Origin of the sequence: Flavobacterium akiainvivens (genome assembly GCF_001278115.1) — a bacterium.
GTDB classification, from domain to species: Bacteria; Bacteroidota; Bacteroidia; order Flavobacteriales; family Flavobacteriaceae; genus Flavobacterium; species Flavobacterium akiainvivens.
Genome location: NZ_LIYD01000005.1, coordinates 1,159,690 through 1,174,386, shown reverse-complemented (window position 1 = coordinate 1,174,386; position 14,697 = coordinate 1,159,690). Strand labels below are relative to the sequence as shown.

At 44.2% G+C, this 14,697-nt stretch carries 16 protein-coding genes; 3 read left to right on the top strand and 13 right to left on the bottom strand.

The window, feature by feature from the left end; all coding sequences use genetic code 11:
• Positions 1 to 24 precede the first annotated feature (24 nt).
• The gene (hutH, locus tag AM279_RS05380; protein WP_054406726.1) at positions 25 to 1,533 is read left to right on the top strand and encodes a histidine ammonia-lyase; all 1,509 of its coding nucleotides are present in this window, start codon (positions 25 to 27) and stop codon (positions 1,531 to 1,533) included.
• 7 nt (positions 1,534 to 1,540) lie between these two features.
• Here hutH and AM279_RS05375 read toward each other — a convergent pair whose 3' ends face one another.
• The 13 genes from AM279_RS05375 to AM279_RS05315 form a co-directional block, all read right to left on the bottom strand.
• Positions 1,541 to 2,599 carry an acyltransferase family protein gene (locus AM279_RS05375; RefSeq protein ID WP_054406725.1) on the bottom strand — a complete coding sequence of 353 codons (1,059 nt, stop codon included), beginning with the start codon at positions 2,597 to 2,599 and terminating at the stop codon, positions 1,541 to 1,543.
• Between the two features lie 49 nt (positions 2,600 to 2,648).
• Positions 2,649 to 2,996, bottom strand: a complete 348-nt coding sequence (locus AM279_RS05370; RefSeq protein ID WP_054406724.1) for an MmcQ/YjbR family DNA-binding protein — start codon at positions 2,994 to 2,996, stop codon at positions 2,649 to 2,651.
• Between the two features lie 20 nt (positions 2,997 to 3,016).
• Positions 3,017 to 3,484 carry a hypothetical protein gene (locus tag AM279_RS05365; protein ID WP_054406723.1) on the bottom strand — a complete coding sequence of 156 codons (468 nt, stop codon included), beginning with the start codon at positions 3,482 to 3,484 and terminating at the stop codon, positions 3,017 to 3,019.
• The gene (locus AM279_RS05360; protein ID WP_054406722.1) at positions 3,481 to 4,020 is read right to left on the bottom strand and encodes a GNAT family N-acetyltransferase; all 540 of its coding nucleotides are present in this window, start codon (positions 4,018 to 4,020) and stop codon (positions 3,481 to 3,483) included. The genes AM279_RS05365 and AM279_RS05360 overlap by 4 nt, the downstream gene beginning before the upstream one ends.
• A complete protein-coding gene (locus tag AM279_RS05355; protein WP_054406721.1) occupies positions 4,010 to 4,603 on the bottom strand; it encodes a hypothetical protein in 594 nt (197 codons plus the stop codon). Before AM279_RS05355 ends, AM279_RS05360 begins: the two co-directional genes overlap by 11 nt.
• 12 nt (positions 4,604 to 4,615) lie before the next feature.
• Positions 4,616 to 5,098, bottom strand: coding sequence for a hypothetical protein (locus AM279_RS05350; protein ID WP_054406720.1), 483 nt, complete (start codon positions 5,096 to 5,098; stop codon positions 4,616 to 4,618).
• A gap of 44 nt (positions 5,099 to 5,142) precedes the next feature.
• The gene (locus tag AM279_RS05345; protein WP_054406719.1) at positions 5,143 to 5,979 is read right to left on the bottom strand and encodes a M23 family metallopeptidase; all 837 of its coding nucleotides are present in this window, start codon (positions 5,977 to 5,979) and stop codon (positions 5,143 to 5,145) included.
• Between the two features lies 1 nt (position 5,980).
• A complete protein-coding gene (locus AM279_RS05340) occupies positions 5,981 to 7,138 on the bottom strand; it encodes a hypothetical protein (protein ID WP_054406718.1) in 1,158 nt (385 codons plus the stop codon).
• Positions 7,135 to 7,542 (bottom strand): hypothetical protein, encoded by a 408-nt coding sequence (locus tag AM279_RS05335; RefSeq protein ID WP_054406717.1) that lies wholly within the window; start codon positions 7,540 to 7,542, stop codon positions 7,135 to 7,137. Before AM279_RS05335 ends, AM279_RS05340 begins: the two co-directional genes overlap by 4 nt.
• 68 nt (positions 7,543 to 7,610) lie before the next feature.
• Complete coding sequence (locus AM279_RS05330; RefSeq protein WP_054406716.1) at positions 7,611 to 8,711, bottom strand: tetratricopeptide repeat protein; 1,101 nt, start codon at positions 8,709 to 8,711, stop codon at positions 7,611 to 7,613.
• A gap of 99 nt (positions 8,712 to 8,810) precedes the next feature.
• Entirely contained in the window at positions 8,811 to 8,996 is a 186-nt protein-coding gene (locus AM279_RS20465; protein ID WP_143090332.1) for a hypothetical protein, read from the bottom strand.
• Positions 8,997 to 9,395: 399 nt separating this feature from the next.
• Positions 9,396 to 10,763 carry a 30S ribosomal protein S6--L-glutamate ligase gene (gene rimK, locus AM279_RS05320; protein WP_054406714.1) on the bottom strand — a complete coding sequence of 456 codons (1,368 nt, stop codon included), beginning with the start codon at positions 10,761 to 10,763 and terminating at the stop codon, positions 9,396 to 9,398.
• A gap of 399 nt (positions 10,764 to 11,162) precedes the next feature.
• On the bottom strand, positions 11,163 to 11,732 hold the full coding sequence (locus AM279_RS05315; RefSeq protein WP_054406713.1) for a pentapeptide repeat-containing protein: 570 nt from the start codon (positions 11,730 to 11,732) through the stop codon (positions 11,163 to 11,165).
• A 548-nt stretch (positions 11,733 to 12,280) separates the two neighbouring features.
• Here AM279_RS05315 and AM279_RS05310 point away from each other — a divergent pair.
• Together AM279_RS05310 and AM279_RS05305 are read left to right on the top strand one after the other, a co-directional pair.
• On the top strand, positions 12,281 to 13,702 hold the full coding sequence (locus tag AM279_RS05310) for a GH1 family beta-glucosidase (protein ID WP_082344184.1): 1,422 nt from the start codon (positions 12,281 to 12,283) through the stop codon (positions 13,700 to 13,702).
• The gene (locus tag AM279_RS05305) at positions 13,644 to 14,633 is read left to right on the top strand and encodes a glycosyltransferase family protein (RefSeq protein WP_054406712.1); all 990 of its coding nucleotides are present in this window, start codon (positions 13,644 to 13,646) and stop codon (positions 14,631 to 14,633) included. Before AM279_RS05310 ends, AM279_RS05305 begins: the two co-directional genes overlap by 59 nt.
• Positions 14,634 to 14,697: the final 64 nt, after the last annotated feature.

The following is a 14,697-nucleotide window of genomic DNA, read 5'->3' as shown; positions in this document are numbered from 1 at the left end:
GGACTTTCAAAATGCACTCCCTGTATGGACACTATACATTATATAAGCAGCGATATCTTATCCCTTGAAATTGTGAACGATATCCTCTCGCAGGATAAAAAGCTTGCCCTTAGCGAAGAGGCACGTGCCAACATTGAACGTTGCCGCACCTACCTTGACAACCGCATGGAAAAGCAGGAAACGCCTATTTATGGCATAAACACAGGGTTTGGGTCGCTTTATAATGTAAAGATAGACAACAGCAACCTGAGCCAGTTACAGGTAAACCTGGTAAAAAGCCACGCCTGCGGCACGGGCGATGAAGTGCCCCAGGAGATTGTAAAAATCATGCTGCTGCTTAAAATACAGTCGCTTAGCTACGGCCATAGCGGTGTACAGCTTGCCACGGTTGAAAGGCTTATCGATTTCTACAACAACGAAATTTATCCTGTAATATATACCCAGGGTTCGCTTGGCGCTTCGGGCGACCTGGCACCGCTGGCACACCTTTCGCTGCCGCTGATAGGCGAGGGAGAGGTGTATAGCGACGGTTTCCGCCAGCCTGCCAAAAAGGTTTTGGAAAGGGAAGGTTGGGAACCTATTGTGCTAAAAAGCAAGGAAGGCCTGGCGCTGCTTAACGGCACGCAGTTTATGAGTGCCTATGGCGTGCACGTGCTGCTGAAGTCCATCAAACTCTCTTACCTGGCCGATGTTATTGGTGCGGTGTCTTTAGAGGGCTTTGACGGGCGTATAGAGCCATTTAACGAGCACATACACATGGTGCGGCCCCACAAGGGCCAGATTGTTACCGCACGCCGCTTTAACGAGCTTTTGCAGGATAGCGAAATCATAGCCCAGCCTAAAAAACACGTTCAGGACCCGTACAGCTTCCGTTGTATACCGCAGGTGCATGGGGCGACTAAAGACACGATTGACTATGTTAAAAAGGTTTTCAGGACCGAAATCAACTCGGTTACCGATAACCCCAATATATTTATTGACAGCGACGAGATTATCTCAGGCGGTAATTTCCACGGGCAGCCGTTAGCGCTTACGCTCGACTTTTTAGGTATTGCATTGGCCGAACTGGGCAGTATTTCCGAAAGGCGTACCTACCAGCTTATTAGCGGATTGCGTGGCCTGCCGCCATTTTTGGTAAGCAACCCGGGGCTTAATTCGGGCTTTATGATTCCGCAGTACACCGCCGCCAGCATTGTGAGCCAAAACAAGCAGCTTGCCACCCCGGCGAGTGTAGACAGCATAGTATCAAGCAACGGTCAGGAAGACCACGTGAGCATGGGTGCCAATGCGGCTACCAAAGTTCTGAAGATTGTAGAGAACCTGGAGCGTATTTTAGCCATTGAGCTTATGAACGCCAGCCAGGCTATTGAGTTCCGCCGCCCGCTAAAGTCGAGTGATTTCCTTGAAATGTTTATTAAATCATACCGCGAAGAAGTTCCGGTGGTTACCGAAGACCGTATCTTGCATTATGACATAGAAAACACACTGGCTTTCCTGTCTAACCTTCAAATAGATGAATCGGTAATAGAGTAGTTTGTAATTAACCTGCTTTATCAAATTTTTGTTTGAGCCAGCGTGCAAAGGGTTTTTCTATAGCTATGTGTATGCCATAAGAAAACGCTATCATAAAGACGGTTGTAATGCTTAAAAGCACATATTTGTTAACCTGACCGCCAAAATTGTTGAATATAACATATCCTATGTTTTGATGTATAAGGTATAGGGGATAGGTTAATACACCAATTTTAAGCATTACCGGCTTGTTTAAAAATTCAAGCTTTTTGGTGCTTATAAGGTATAGTATAATGTAGCACACGGCTATAACGGAAGTAGTTACTGTTGCAGAAAAATGTGTTTTATAGTAAGCACTCAGTTCTCCGGCATAAGTGGCGGCATTTAGTGCGCTAAGCAACAGGCATAATAAAACGCCTGCCAGGTAATATGCTTTTTGGCCTTCGGTAAATATTTTAAAAAATAACATACCTGCAATAAAGTAAGGGCTATAATCAAGGGCAAAAATAAAATAGATAGCTTTTAAAGGCAGTAAAGTGGTAAAATCTATTATATGGGGCAGGCATGATAGCGCCAGCCAACCGTATATAAGGTAATTAAGGTCTATTTTTTTACGGTAGTTTGCAACAATAAAAATGGCAATAAGAATATAAAACTTTATTTCTACCATTAGTGTCCAGTATACCCAGTCTATATGATCTACACCTACAAAACGCTGAAACATAGTGAGGTTTACCAGGTATTGCGGAAATGTGACAGCAAGGATGGACTTACCCCATAATGCCAATACAATAAAAGTAACGGTAAGGCAAAACCAGTAAGCCGGATAAAGCCGTACTACCCTTGACTTTAAGAATGCTGCCAGGCTTGGTTTTTTAATTGAAAGCACAATTACAAAACCACTAATCAGGAAAAAAAAGTCGACACCAAGGTAGCCGTACCTGAAGATGTTTCCCATTTCCGGAAATGATGGGCCCGAATAATCTTGTAAGGCTGCCCCCCTGAACGTATAGTGGAATAATAAGACACTAAGAGCTGCAATAAACCGGAATATATCTATTTCGTAAAGCCTTTTTTGTGAAGACATATTGATGAGGAATAAAATGTTTTAGTGGCCAAAAATAGGTAAATACCTTTTAACTCCCGATTTCCTTTTTGACTTTAACAGGCAGTTTCCCATAAATTAAATTATAGGCAGATTGGGCATACTGTTGCCACTCTTTTTTGGTGAGCCGTTTAATATCATCAGTATATACCCATTTGTAGCGTGCCAGATAGGCAGCAGGGGTAAAACCCTCACGCTGGGTGAGTATTTCAAAATCATCATCGGTTGCTTTAAATGATGCCGTTGGGGGTACCGTATCGGGCGAGGTAATGATAAACATTTTGCCGCCTACGTTAAAACACAGGTGATTATCCCATTTTATATCGGTAGTAACGCCCGGAAACGCGTTGCATATTTGTTGCAGGTCTTCTAAGGTCATATCAGTTTAAGTTATAACATTTAGTACATACTGATAGTGTTAATTTGTGCCCCAACAGGTACGGCAAATATCCTGTCAGTTAGTTTGTGGTAGTCTTTTGGCTCAAAAGGCAGGTGGCCCATGGGCTTTTTATGCATATCTACCACAATATGGCTGGAACTGGTTAAAAACGATTCACGGTAAAAAATTATAACGCTGTCGCAGTCTACAAAGTTTGTAAACGGGTCTTCGTCGCGGTCAAAAATAACATCAGCCTGCTGAAATTTGAACTTATGCCTTAAAAGGCGCTTTTCTTTTTTAGTGAGCCCCATATCATCAAGCGTGAGTTTTTTTCCGGTAATAGCAGTATCGGCATATTGTTTAAACAGCTTTTGCGAAATGCTAAGCAGCTCACTTTCATGAACTATTGCCTTTTGAATGGTTTTGCGTTCTATATTGCAGGCACAGGCCAGCACGGCGGCAAGGGCTAAAAACAGGATCTTTTTCATAAAAGGTATTCGTTTTTAAGTAATGCATAGAGTACAGAGTCTTCCAGGATACCGTCAACACAATAATGCTGGCGCAGCACTCCTTCTTTTGTAAAGCCGTAACGTTCCAGCAGCCTGCGCGATGGGGTATTTTGCGGGGCTATAAGCGCCTCAATACGGTTAAGGCGCATTTGGTTAAAGCCATAGCTAATAACAGCGGCCAGTGCCTCGGTCATAAACCCCTGCTGTTTGTAGGCATCGCTGGTTAGGTGGTAGCCCAGTTCGGCACGGCTGTGTACGGCATACCAGTTATGATAGCCACACATTCCCATAACGGTGCCCGTTGCCTTATTAACAACCTGAAACGTGAGGATGGAGGTACGGTGCGTTGTAAGCCCTCCTGTAAATTTAGCTTTCTCTTTTTGGAGGCCTTCAGCATCTACCCCAAGAAAATCCATAAGCTGCGCATCATCCATAGTGGCATAGATGTGGGTATAGCTTTCAGGGGTTAATTTGCGCAGGCGCAGGCGGGGAGTGGTGTGTTCTTCAAACTCCATTTACAGGTTGGTTTTTTGCTTTATTGCTTACAAATATAAGTGCTATGCTGTTGATAACGAACAGGTAGTAGCCAAATTTTACCTGGTATAAATGTTCTATTGAATTATCTCCCACAAAAAGGAACAGGCTGTACAGTATAATAAATACTATATTGATACACGAGCCTATAAAAGCCGCTTTTATTTTTTTGAGCAATGCCAATACAAACAGGATTAATGAGGTTAGTACTGACAGCAGAAAGAATACTACAAACCAAAATGCTGAATCTTTTAAATCTTTGCTGTCAATTTCGCCTTCTTGTGTAAAAGCGCCACCATAGATATGGCATATTTTATAAGCGTTAAATATCCATTCTTGGCGATGTTCTTCAAGATATTCCTGTTTTTGGGCTTCTCTTTCCTTTATTGCAATCTCATCAATTTTGGGTGGTGTGATTTCTCCGGTAATGCTGTCGGGCTCAGCAGATGCAGCCTCTTTAACCATTTTAGGTATATCTTCATCGCTACACATCTGGAAAAAAGGGCAAAAGAAAATGAGGAAACTAAGCCCGGCAAGGATGCGGAGGGTGTTGGTCGTTTTCATATAGCAGGGTTTTTAAAGGTAAGGTTCGTCTTCTTTTTGTTTATAAGCTTTACGGCTGTATACCATAAGAGCTATCGTGTTGGAAATAAGCATTAAATAGCCGTAGCGCAGCATTGCCAGCAATACCATGTAAACGGGTAATAATACAAGTATCCACATGGCAAGCAACACCAGGTTTATGGCCGAAAACCAAAACACATTGGCAAAACTGCCGCGTAGGGCAAAAAATAGTATTGCAACTGACAGTATAACAATAATCAGGAAGTGCGCCGTGAGGTTACTGTATTCATCTGTAACGGGGCTGCCTATACCGGCCAGGCGGTAGCCGCTGTAGGTGTTTTCTTTTTTCTCTGCCAATAGTTGCTGCGTGGTTTTTTCCTGGGTGGGCTGCCTGCTGAAACTGGGTAAATTAAAACTGCACTTTTCAAAAAATGGGCAAAAAAATATCAGGAAGCTAAGCCCGGCAAGGATGCGTGTGGTGGTGGCAGGTTTCATAGCTAAGGTGGTTTACAGGTATAACGCTGTTTTTCTTACAATTATTACTCTGCCGGCCGGGTTACTACATCGCCCTGTTTAAGGTTGCTGCCGTTGTAGCCCTCGTAATAATCAGCGGGTACCGACTCAAGCCAGTCGGCAGTATCTACGGCCTTAAGCACATTAAAATGCAGGTGCTGAATACTGGTCCATCCGGTGCGGCCTGCAAGGGCTATGGGTTGGCCGGGTTCTATACGGTCGCCCATTTCAACCAAAACGCTGTTGTGCTTAAGATGTGCATATTGCAGGAAACGGTTGTTGGCCGGGTCATAAATGGTAATGAAATTGGCATAATCACGCCATTTTTTATCGGCTCCGCCTTCTTTGTAGTCTTTAACAATGCCCACTACATAACCTTCTGTGGCTGCGCACACGGTATCGCCTTCTTTAAGGGAAAAATCTACCGCACAGCGCGAATAAGCATCAGAATGCGAAAACGAGCCGTTGTAGGCCTGTATTACCGTATAGCTCCTGCCGGGTAAAAAGGGCAGGCTGAGCTTGTTGTTTTGGAGTTCTTCATTTGGGTCGCCCAGGCCTTTAGATACCCGCAGGGTTTTTGCGTGCTGCGCCAGTGCAGGTATTTTAATAAGGGTATCGCCGTTGTAGTGCAGCGTTACAAGGCTGTAGGGCTTTAGTTTCTGGTTAAAGGCGGCATCTGTACTGCTTAGCTTAAACCGTAGCGGGCAACGCAGCGGGTTGTGCAGGTACACACTAAGGGTATCGTTATCAAAATTAGCCCAGGAATCGTCCTGCCATTGCTGTAGCTTTGTTTCGGGCAGGCGGGCGCAGGATAAGGTTAGCAGAGAGAGGGCAAATGCCAGGCAAATGCGAAATACGTGCATACTATTTTGTGTTGTTATAAAGTATTATACCCGATAGCCAGCTATCTCTAAAAAACATAACTACCCGCTGGCCATAGCTGTTTTGGGCAATGGGCTTGCCACCAGGCTGTGGCTTAGCGCCCGAAAGCTCACCTTCAAAAATCCATTCAAGGCGCTGGGTATCTCCGGTAACCGATTCTTTGTCGGGCTTGCTATACAGGGCAAGGGCAAGGCCTTTGTTGGTTCCTCTTGAAAAACCCTTATTGGTTATAAAATAATTATCACCACCTATACAACGTTTGTAATTCTCTACGAGCATATCGGTAGTAAAATACTGTTTTATTTCATTTGCCAGCAGTTCAGGCTCAACGGTTTTAAAATCAGGCGTAAATAACAGGCAGGTGGCTGTTGCATTTTTTAGGGGGAACTGTACAATAGCCAACATGATTGACTCATACACTTTCACGTTTGGATTTGTTGTATTTACCCTGAAGACTTCAGCATCTGCATCAAGCGGAAAGGCATCGGGTATAAAATATCCGGCTTTTACATTTTCATATCCGGGAGATAATTTTTCAATTAGGGTTTTAATGCGAAGCTGCAAAACCGGATCAGGGCCAATAGCCGCCCCTTTTGATTGCATTACTTTAGAAGCCAGCGCCTGGCTTATGCTTACAGCTTCGCCCATAAGGCTTCCTTCAGACGGGCTCCATATTGTGCCGCTGCCTGTGCGTGAAAAAAAGTAATGGTTTTCGCCGTCAGATCCTAACAGCCTACTTTCGGGCACTTCAACCCGGCTTGTAATTTTTTCGTACAGAAGTTCAAGTAGTGCGCCAATTTGCGGGTCTATTTCGCAGGTATACTGTTTAACCTTAACCTGGCTTCTTTCTTTAGAATACCAGATGTTTTCTTCGGCAATAACATAGGTGGCACTATATTTTTCGTCATCCTGAGAAATATTTAAAACATTCTCCGGGAAAAAAGAAGGCATGGTAAGCATACGGGCTATTTCCTTATCGGGCAACCCGTTAAACAGTTTTTCCCTTACTGCAGAATAATATTCATACCGATAGTCAGGAAGCCCAAATATGGATTCGCAGGGTTTTAACCTGCTTTGTGCATTGGCTGTTAAAGGAAGAAACTGTACTGTAAAAATGAGGAGGAGTACAATATGCTTCATTTATTCTCATCTTCATATTCTACCACAAAAACCTCGTCTATACGGCGAAATTTAGGGTTGTTTGCCGATGTTACACGCTGAATGTATGAGTTTTCTTTGGTTTTTGTAATGGTTACGGTTATGGTGCCAGCCTTTAGCGTGTCTTTATTGCGGGCGGCGGTGGCAGCGGTAGGGGTAACGGTGTAGGTACAATCGTCAATCCACACAATGTTAAAGTCATACACCTCTTCGGCATCCTCCATTTTTTCAGTCTGTACATTATCCTTACGGATTATAATACACACCTTTTTAGTGGCGGGGTCGGTTAGCTTAAACGTGCCGTTTTTAAACAGGGCGCAGTTTTTTTGCGCCAGCCCCAGCAAGGGCAACGATAAAAGCAGGCATAGTGAGATTTTCTTTAACATGGCGGTGATTTTTATTGTAGGTAAGGGTAAATGTAAGCAAAAATTACAAAACAGGTCTAAGAAAAGTGTTAATCAAGGTGCTGGTCTATCATTTTAACGGCAACTTCCTTAAGGTCGTCATACTTAAAACCGTCATTAAATCCCAATCCAGAATTGTAGTGGGCACCGCCCTTACTGGCGCACAGCATATAGGTAGTGCCTCCCAGTTCTACAGAAACGGGCGAGTACTCGTTCTGCACCGTCATAACCACCTTAGAGTTGCTGTCGTGCACATAAAACACCTGTTTGTTAAAAATGTTGTTTTTTGGCCCCTCTTCATAGCGCTCAAACACCATAACGCGGTGCCCTTTGTGCATAAACTGGTCAAAACAAAACATATCGCTTAGCGGGGTGCCTTTAAGTTTACCTGCCTTGTGAGCCTCATACAGCATTTTTTTATACGGCTGGGCCTTGTCAAATTGTTTGGTGCTGTAATATACCTGCATTAGTTTTGAATAGGTAGGATAATCATCGGGCTTTGCCTCAAGTACCTTTTTAAAGACGGGTTCGGCCTTATCGGGCCTGTTGGCAAGGTATTCCAGGAGCCCTATGTTAAAGAGTACATCTACATATAAAGGGTCTTCGCCGGGTATTTTTTCAGATGCTGTATAAAAAGCCTTTAGCGAATTTTCGGAATCGTTAAGTTCGTTATAAATGGTAGCAACCCTGTAATAAGACCTGGGTTGGCAACCGGGTAGCTGTGTGGCCTGTTTATAGGCTTCCAGTGCCGGTTTTAACTGGTTGAGCTTGTGGTAAACATCGCCCAGGCCGCTATAAAACAAAGGGTCCTGCTTGCGTTTAAGGGCTTCTTTAAAGTTGGCTATGGCATCGTTATAATTGCCCATGTAATACAGCGTGGAGCCTTTTATAAAATAGGCACCTTCATACTCAGGGTCTTTTTTAATGGAGAGGTCCATAAACTTAATGCTGTTGGCATCGTCTTCGGTCATGTAATACGACATACCTACAAAATACAGGCCTTGTGCCGAGAGGCTTTCACGGTTTGCATACTGCGATATTATTTGCTGATACTGGCCGTTTTCGTAAAGTTTAATAAGTTCAGCCTCGCTATCCTGAGCAAAAGAAGACAGTGCAACGGCCATAATAGAAATTGTGTGGAGATTTTTCATAATGCTTTGTATTGGTTAGTACAAGTATAATGAAAAAAAGTGTTCAGTGTTCAGATGGCAGGATGATTTGCCCCAGGCTTTAGTCGGGAGTGCTTAATATTAAGCCCTGCCTTTAAACAGGCTGATAACAATAAGCAATGCGCCCACGCCAAGCAGCACCCCGCCCACAAGCCTCATTTCAAAGGCACCGGGCCAGTGCATTATTTTAAACATATAGCCTACAAGGTTTGTTACTATACCTATTCCGCCGGTAATGGCACCGGCTATAACTAATCCTTTTTTCATGTTTGTTTGATTATTCCCCCTGGCTAAAGCCAGGGGCAAATTATGCTCAATGGCTAAAGCCAGGGGCAAATCATGCTCAATGGCTAAAGCCAGGAGTATAATAAATTGCCCCGCCTTAATGGCGGGGCATATTTTCATTTGTTTTTCATCTGGGGTGTTGATAACCGAGGGCGTTGATAAATTACCGAGGGCGTTGCCCCCGGCTAATGTGCGCGACCCCTTCAGGGTCGTATGGGGTTGTTGTAATTTTTATTCCCCCGGGCGATGCCCGGGGCTTTGAAAAGTCTGACCCTTTCAGGGTCGGATGTTTTGTTGTGAAGCCAGGGGCAAATTATCCTGAGTTTTAACGGATAGAACTTTCAAAAAAACTATGAACCATGAACCATAAACAGCCTCCGGCTATTTCCACTTAAAGTTCTTCTCGATGGCTTTAATCATTTCACCTGCAATGTCTTTTTGGGTAGCGCCCTCTATGCCCTCAAGGCCGGGAGAGGAGTTAACCTCAAGCAGCAGCGGCCCCTTGCTGGAGCGTATAATGTCTACACCTGCCACTTTTAGGTTCATGGCCTTGGCAGCGCGTACGGCAATTGATTTTTCTTCTCGGGTAGCCTTAATAACGCTGGCAGTGCCGCCCAGGTGTATGTTGGCACGGAACTCGCCCGGCAACGCCTCACGCTGAATAGTGGCTACTACCTTGCCGTTTACTACAAACAGGCGCAGGTCTTTGCCGTTTGCCTCTTTAATAAATTCCTGTACCAGTATATTGGCATTAAGGCTCTTAAAAGCATTTATAACGCTCTCTGCCGCTTTTTTGGTTTCGGCAAGTACCACGCCTTTGCCTTGTGTGCCTTCTAAAAGCTTAATGATTAGCGGAGAACCGCCCACCATATTAATAAGGTCGTTAGTATCAAGCGGGGAATTGGCAAAGCCGGTGGTAGGTATATCAAGGCCGCTGTTAAGCAGCAGCTGTAGCGAATAAAGCTTGTCGCGGCTTTGGCTTATAGCCGATGACGAGTTAAGGCAAAACACCTTAAGCGCCTCAAAATGGCGGGTAAGGGCACAGCCATAAAACGTCATGCTGGGACGTATGCGCGGAATAACGGCATCAAAATCGTTAAGCACACGGCCGCCACGGTAGTGTATCTCGGGTTTATCGGCATCCAGCTTAATGTAGCAGTGCTTCAGGTTGAGGAAGTGCATTTCGTGCCCGCGCTCTTCGCCGGCCTGTATAATGCGGCGGTTGCTGTACAGCTCCGGGTTGCTGGCCAAAAGGCCTATGCGCAGGCCGCGCTTAATTTCGCCTTCCTTCTCATAGTATTCTTTTAGCTTTTCCTGTGTAGGCTGGCCCAGCAGGTATTTTTGTTCGGGGTCTACCAGTACACGCCCGCTCATGGCCTCGCGGCCCAGCAGCATACGGAAACCCATGCTGTCGCGGTTGGTAAGGGTAACTTCAACCTCCCATTCCTGGTCGCCCACCTGCAGGTTGGTGCTAATAACATAACGCTGCTCACGGAAACCGCTGCTGCTCTTAACCACGCGCTTATCTACAAGCGGGGCCTGGCAGTGAATCACGGCGCGGGAGTTGTTTTGTATGGGGTTGATGTCAAACTTTACCCAGCTGCCGCCGTCTTTTTCAAACGGTATGATGTTAATGGCGTGAAGGGCAGATGTTTTGGCGCCGCTGTCTACGCGTGCCTTAATGGTTGGGATGCCAAGCGCGGGGAAAGAGCACCATTCTTCGCTCCCCACAATAACTTTATCGAGCATTTTAAAAACAGATTACCAAACTAAGGTACGCTTTTTTTGATTTGTGCAAAGAGGGCAGGTTATATTTAGCAAAAAAATAATATAAGACCGCAGGCGGGGTTTTTGAGTTGAGAGTTAGGAGTTGTTTTAAAGTTTTGGAATGCTCAACCCCCAACCTTCAACTTTTTTGAAACACCTTTAGCCAATTTCAAACTCCGAAAGTGAAATATTAAGCATTTTTTGCTAAAATTCTGTGAGATAAATACCCGTACTATTTTGTCATAAATATTGAGGTATTTGTATAAATGAAAAAGACCCGTGGGTGGAAGCCCCTGGGTCTTTAATGCTATTAATCCATAACATGATTAATAACCCTGCAAATGTAGGGCTATAGTACTTTAGTTCCTAATTAAAAAGCAATTACTTTACAATTAGCTCATACTTAGTTAATAAGCCTTTGAGCCCCTCCTGGCTAAAGATTGCTTTTTTAAGCTTATTTTGTTCAGGGTCAATGGTATAATTATATGCGGTGGAAAAGTCGGCTTTGTTGGCTTTGGTGTCTATAAACACTGCTTTATGCAGGTTGCAGTTGCTAAACACCACACCGGTAAGGTCGGCATTCATAAAGTCTACGGCTACCATACTGCAATTGTCAAAATGGGTACCGGGCAGCTTTAGTGTGTAGAACTTGCTGTAATCCAATATGCTATCTTTAAAACTGAACTTAAACAGCAGTTTGTCTACCATAGCAAAGTTAACACCGGTAAAGTCGCAATGGGTAAACTGTACATCCCTGAACGACACATAGTTAATTTTAGACTGGGCAAAATTACATCCGGTAAACACACAGTCTATAAAGGCTACTCCGGTAAAATCGGTTGCTGTAAAATCGCAGTCGGTAAAGGTACAGCGCTCAAAATCATGGTATTGTATTTCGTTTTCAAGAAAGTAAGAACCGTCGTATTCTTTGCCGATGATGTAAGCCGCCATAAAAAAGTATTTTGGGCAAAGGTAGTTTAATTGAGGGTTTGGAAGTAGGCCAAATTTATTACATCCGGGATAATGTTAATAGCTGTATCAAAAAAACAGATTTTTAATATTCTGATAATTAAATGGTTGGTTTGTTTTGTTCAGCATTTTAGATTGTAAGAGCCTACTAAAATTTTGTTAATAAACTATAAGTGTTTTGCAATAAAGTATAACAATTGTCAGGCGCAAATTGATACTTTTACACAAACATTAAGGGACGGCCTTAGTACCTTCTTAAAATTAGCTTCGAACCCTCATTTTTTGAAATATTATCCGTCCCACCCTACACACCCCTAAACTTATCGCATTACCCCCTCTCACTATAGAGGGGTTTTTTGTTTTTTAACGGTTTGTTAATCATGGTTTTACAATTTATACAGTTACGATTTTTTACTTTGTAAAAAATGAAGGTGTATGAAACCGATACGTTTTAAGTTTTTCGCTTTAATAAAAGAATGGCTTTTTATAAGGGCAATGCATTCTTTTTACCTTCATTAACAGAGAGTTAAATGGAGGAATTTGATAAGCCCCTTAGCGCTGCAAGCTTTGGGGGAGATTTTGAGTGGGGTGTTTCTACCGCCGCTTTCCAGATAGAGGGTGCTCATGATGCCGATGGTAAGGGGCTGTCTATCTGGGATGTATTTACTTCGCAAAAGAGCCGCGTAAAAGATGGCCACCACGCGCAGCAGGCCTGCGACTTCTACAATTGCTATACCGATGATATTAAGCTTATTAAGGAACTTAATATCCCTAATTTCCGCTTTTCGATAAGCTGGTCGCGCATTATGCCTACCGGCCATCATCCTGTAAATCAAAGTGCTATAGATCATTATAACCGTGTGCTCGATGCTATGGAAGCGCAGGGTATTACCCCCTGGATAACACTTTACCATTGGGATTTGCCGCATGAGCTGGAGCTTAAGGGCGGATGGACCAACCGCGAATGCATTAGCTGGTTTGGTGATTATGTGGAGGTTATAGCAAAACACTTTGGCCACAGGGTTAAAAACTGGATGGTTATGAACGAGCCTTCGGTGTTTACCGGTGGGGGCTATTTCCTTGGCATCCATGCACCGGGCAAGAGGGGGCTGACCAATTTTCTTCGGGCGGTGCACCATGTTACCCTGGCTACGGCTGCCGGTGGCAAAATACTGCGTGATTTGATATCTGATGGGCATATAGGTACCACATTTTCATGTACTTATATTGAACCGGCTACCCAAAAGCTTAAAGATATTGCTGCTGCCAAACGGGTTGATACACTGCTTAACCGGGCGTTTATAGAGCCTATTTTGGGCCTTGGCTATCCTGAAACAGAACTACCTGTCATAAAAAAAATGGCGAAATACATACTGCCAGGCGATGTTGAAGCCGCGGCCTTTGATTTTGATTTTATTGGTATTCAGTGCTATACGCGTGAGGTAGTAAAACATTCATTCTTTACGCCTTATGTGGGTGCTGCGCTGGTAAAGGCCGAAAAGAGGGGAGTGCCCACTACCGAAATGCACTGGGAGGTGCACCCGCCGTCTATTTACCACATGCTTAAGCGGTTTGATGCTTACAAGGGTGTGAAGAAAATACTGGTTACCGAAAACGGATCGGCATTTCCTGACGAGGTGGTAAACGGGCAGGTAAAAGACCCCAAGCGCGAAGCTTATCTTAAAAGCCATTTGCGCCAGGTGCTAAAGGCTAAAAATGAAGGGGTTAACGTGCAGGGCTATTTTGTGTGGACACTGACCGACAATTTTGAATGGGCCGAAGGCTACCACCCGCGCTTCGGACTGATACACGTAGACTTTGATACACAGGTGCGTACCATTAAAAATTCCGGTAAATGGTATGCTGATTTCCTTAAAGACATAAAAAAAGAAGATGAAGATACTTTATGCTATTCAGGGCACGGGCAACGGGCACCTGAGCAGGGCGCTTGATGTTATACCCTGCCTGCAAAAGCACGGTGAGGTTGATTTGGTGGTAAGCGGCATTCAGGGCGATTTAAAGCTGCCGTATGCCGTTAAATATGAGCTGAGGGGTATGAGCTTTATCTTTGGTAAAAAAGGCGGTGTAGACCTTTGGAAAACGTTGAGGCGTGCTCACCTGCGTAAGTTTATTAAAAGTATTAAGCAGCTCCCGGTAGAGGATTACGACCTTGTAATCAACGACTTCGAACCCGTTTCGGCATGGGCGTGCTACCTTAAAGATATAAAGTGCATAGGCCTTAGCCACCAGGCGGCGGTGCTTAACCAGGCTTTCCCGTTGCCGGAACACACAGATTTTACAGGCAAGCTTATCCTGAAGCAGTATGCCCCGGTGACTGATAAGTATGGCTTTCATTTTAAGGCGGTTGACAACAAGATATTTACGCCGGTTATCCGTAGCCAGGTGCGCAGCTTACAGCCTACTGATAACGGCCATATAACGGTTTACCTGCCTGCCTATGATGATAAGCGACTGATAAAGAGCCTTTCGGTTTTTCCTGATGTAAAGTGGGAAGTATTCTCTAAACACAACAAAAAGAGGTCGGTACACAAAAACATCACCATAAACCCTATTAATAATGAATTGTTTACGGCCAGTATGGCATCGGGTAGCGGGGTGTTGTGCGGTGGCGGGTTTGAAACCCCTGCCGAAGCCCTGTTTTTAGGGAAGAAACTCCTGGTTATACCCATGAAAAGCCAGTATGAACAGCAGCTTAACGCCGAAGCCCTGCGCAGTATGGGGGTGCCGGTTATTAAAAGCCTTAAGGAAAAATACCTGCCTATTATTAAAGAATGGCTGGATAATGGCAAAGTGATACCGGTTGATTACCCTGATATTACACAACAGGTTGTAGATATGGTAATTGAAAGGCATGGTAAATAGGCAGTTTGTCATTTCGACCGAAGTGGAGAAATCTCAATTTATTAAAGATTCTTCCACTTCGCTG

Bases quoted from the DNA above. Each gene is read 5' to 3' on its own strand.
- hutH (WP_054406726.1), top strand. From the start codon at position 25: ATGGACACTATACATTATATAAGCAGCGATATCTTATCCCTTGAAATT.
- AM279_RS05375 (WP_054406725.1), bottom strand. From the start codon at position 2,599: ATGTCTTCACAAAAAAGGCTTTACGAAATAGATATATTCCGGTTTATT.
- AM279_RS05370 (WP_054406724.1), bottom strand. From the start codon at position 2,996: ATGACCTTAGAAGACCTGCAACAAATATGCAACGCGTTTCCGGGCGTT.
- AM279_RS05365 (WP_054406723.1), bottom strand. From the start codon at position 3,484: ATGAAAAAGATCCTGTTTTTAGCCCTTGCCGCCGTGCTGGCCTGTGCC.
- AM279_RS05360 (WP_054406722.1), bottom strand. From the start codon at position 4,020: ATGGAGTTTGAAGAACACACCACTCCCCGCCTGCGCCTGCGCAAATTA.
- AM279_RS05355 (WP_054406721.1), bottom strand. From the start codon at position 4,603: ATGAAAACGACCAACACCCTCCGCATCCTTGCCGGGCTTAGTTTCCTC.
- AM279_RS05350 (WP_054406720.1), bottom strand. From the start codon at position 5,098: ATGAAACCTGCCACCACCACACGCATCCTTGCCGGGCTTAGCTTCCTG.
- AM279_RS05345 (WP_054406719.1), bottom strand. From the start codon at position 5,979: ATGCACGTATTTCGCATTTGCCTGGCATTTGCCCTCTCTCTGCTAACC.
- AM279_RS05340 (WP_054406718.1), bottom strand. From the start codon at position 7,138: ATGAAGCATATTGTACTCCTCCTCATTTTTACAGTACAGTTTCTTCCT.
- AM279_RS05335 (WP_054406717.1), bottom strand. From the start codon at position 7,542: ATGTTAAAGAAAATCTCACTATGCCTGCTTTTATCGTTGCCCTTGCTG.
- AM279_RS05330 (WP_054406716.1), bottom strand. From the start codon at position 8,711: ATGAAAAATCTCCACACAATTTCTATTATGGCCGTTGCACTGTCTTCT.
- AM279_RS20465 (WP_143090332.1), bottom strand. From the start codon at position 8,996: ATGAAAAAAGGATTAGTTATAGCCGGTGCCATTACCGGCGGAATAGGT.
- rimK (WP_054406714.1), bottom strand. From the start codon at position 10,763: ATGCTCGATAAAGTTATTGTGGGGAGCGAAGAATGGTGCTCTTTCCCC.
- AM279_RS05315 (WP_054406713.1), bottom strand. From the start codon at position 11,732: ATGGCGGCTTACATCATCGGCAAAGAATACGACGGTTCTTACTTTCTT.
- AM279_RS05310 (WP_082344184.1), top strand. From the start codon at position 12,281: ATGGAGGAATTTGATAAGCCCCTTAGCGCTGCAAGCTTTGGGGGAGAT.
- AM279_RS05305 (WP_054406712.1), top strand. From the start codon at position 13,644: ATGAAGATACTTTATGCTATTCAGGGCACGGGCAACGGGCACCTGAGC.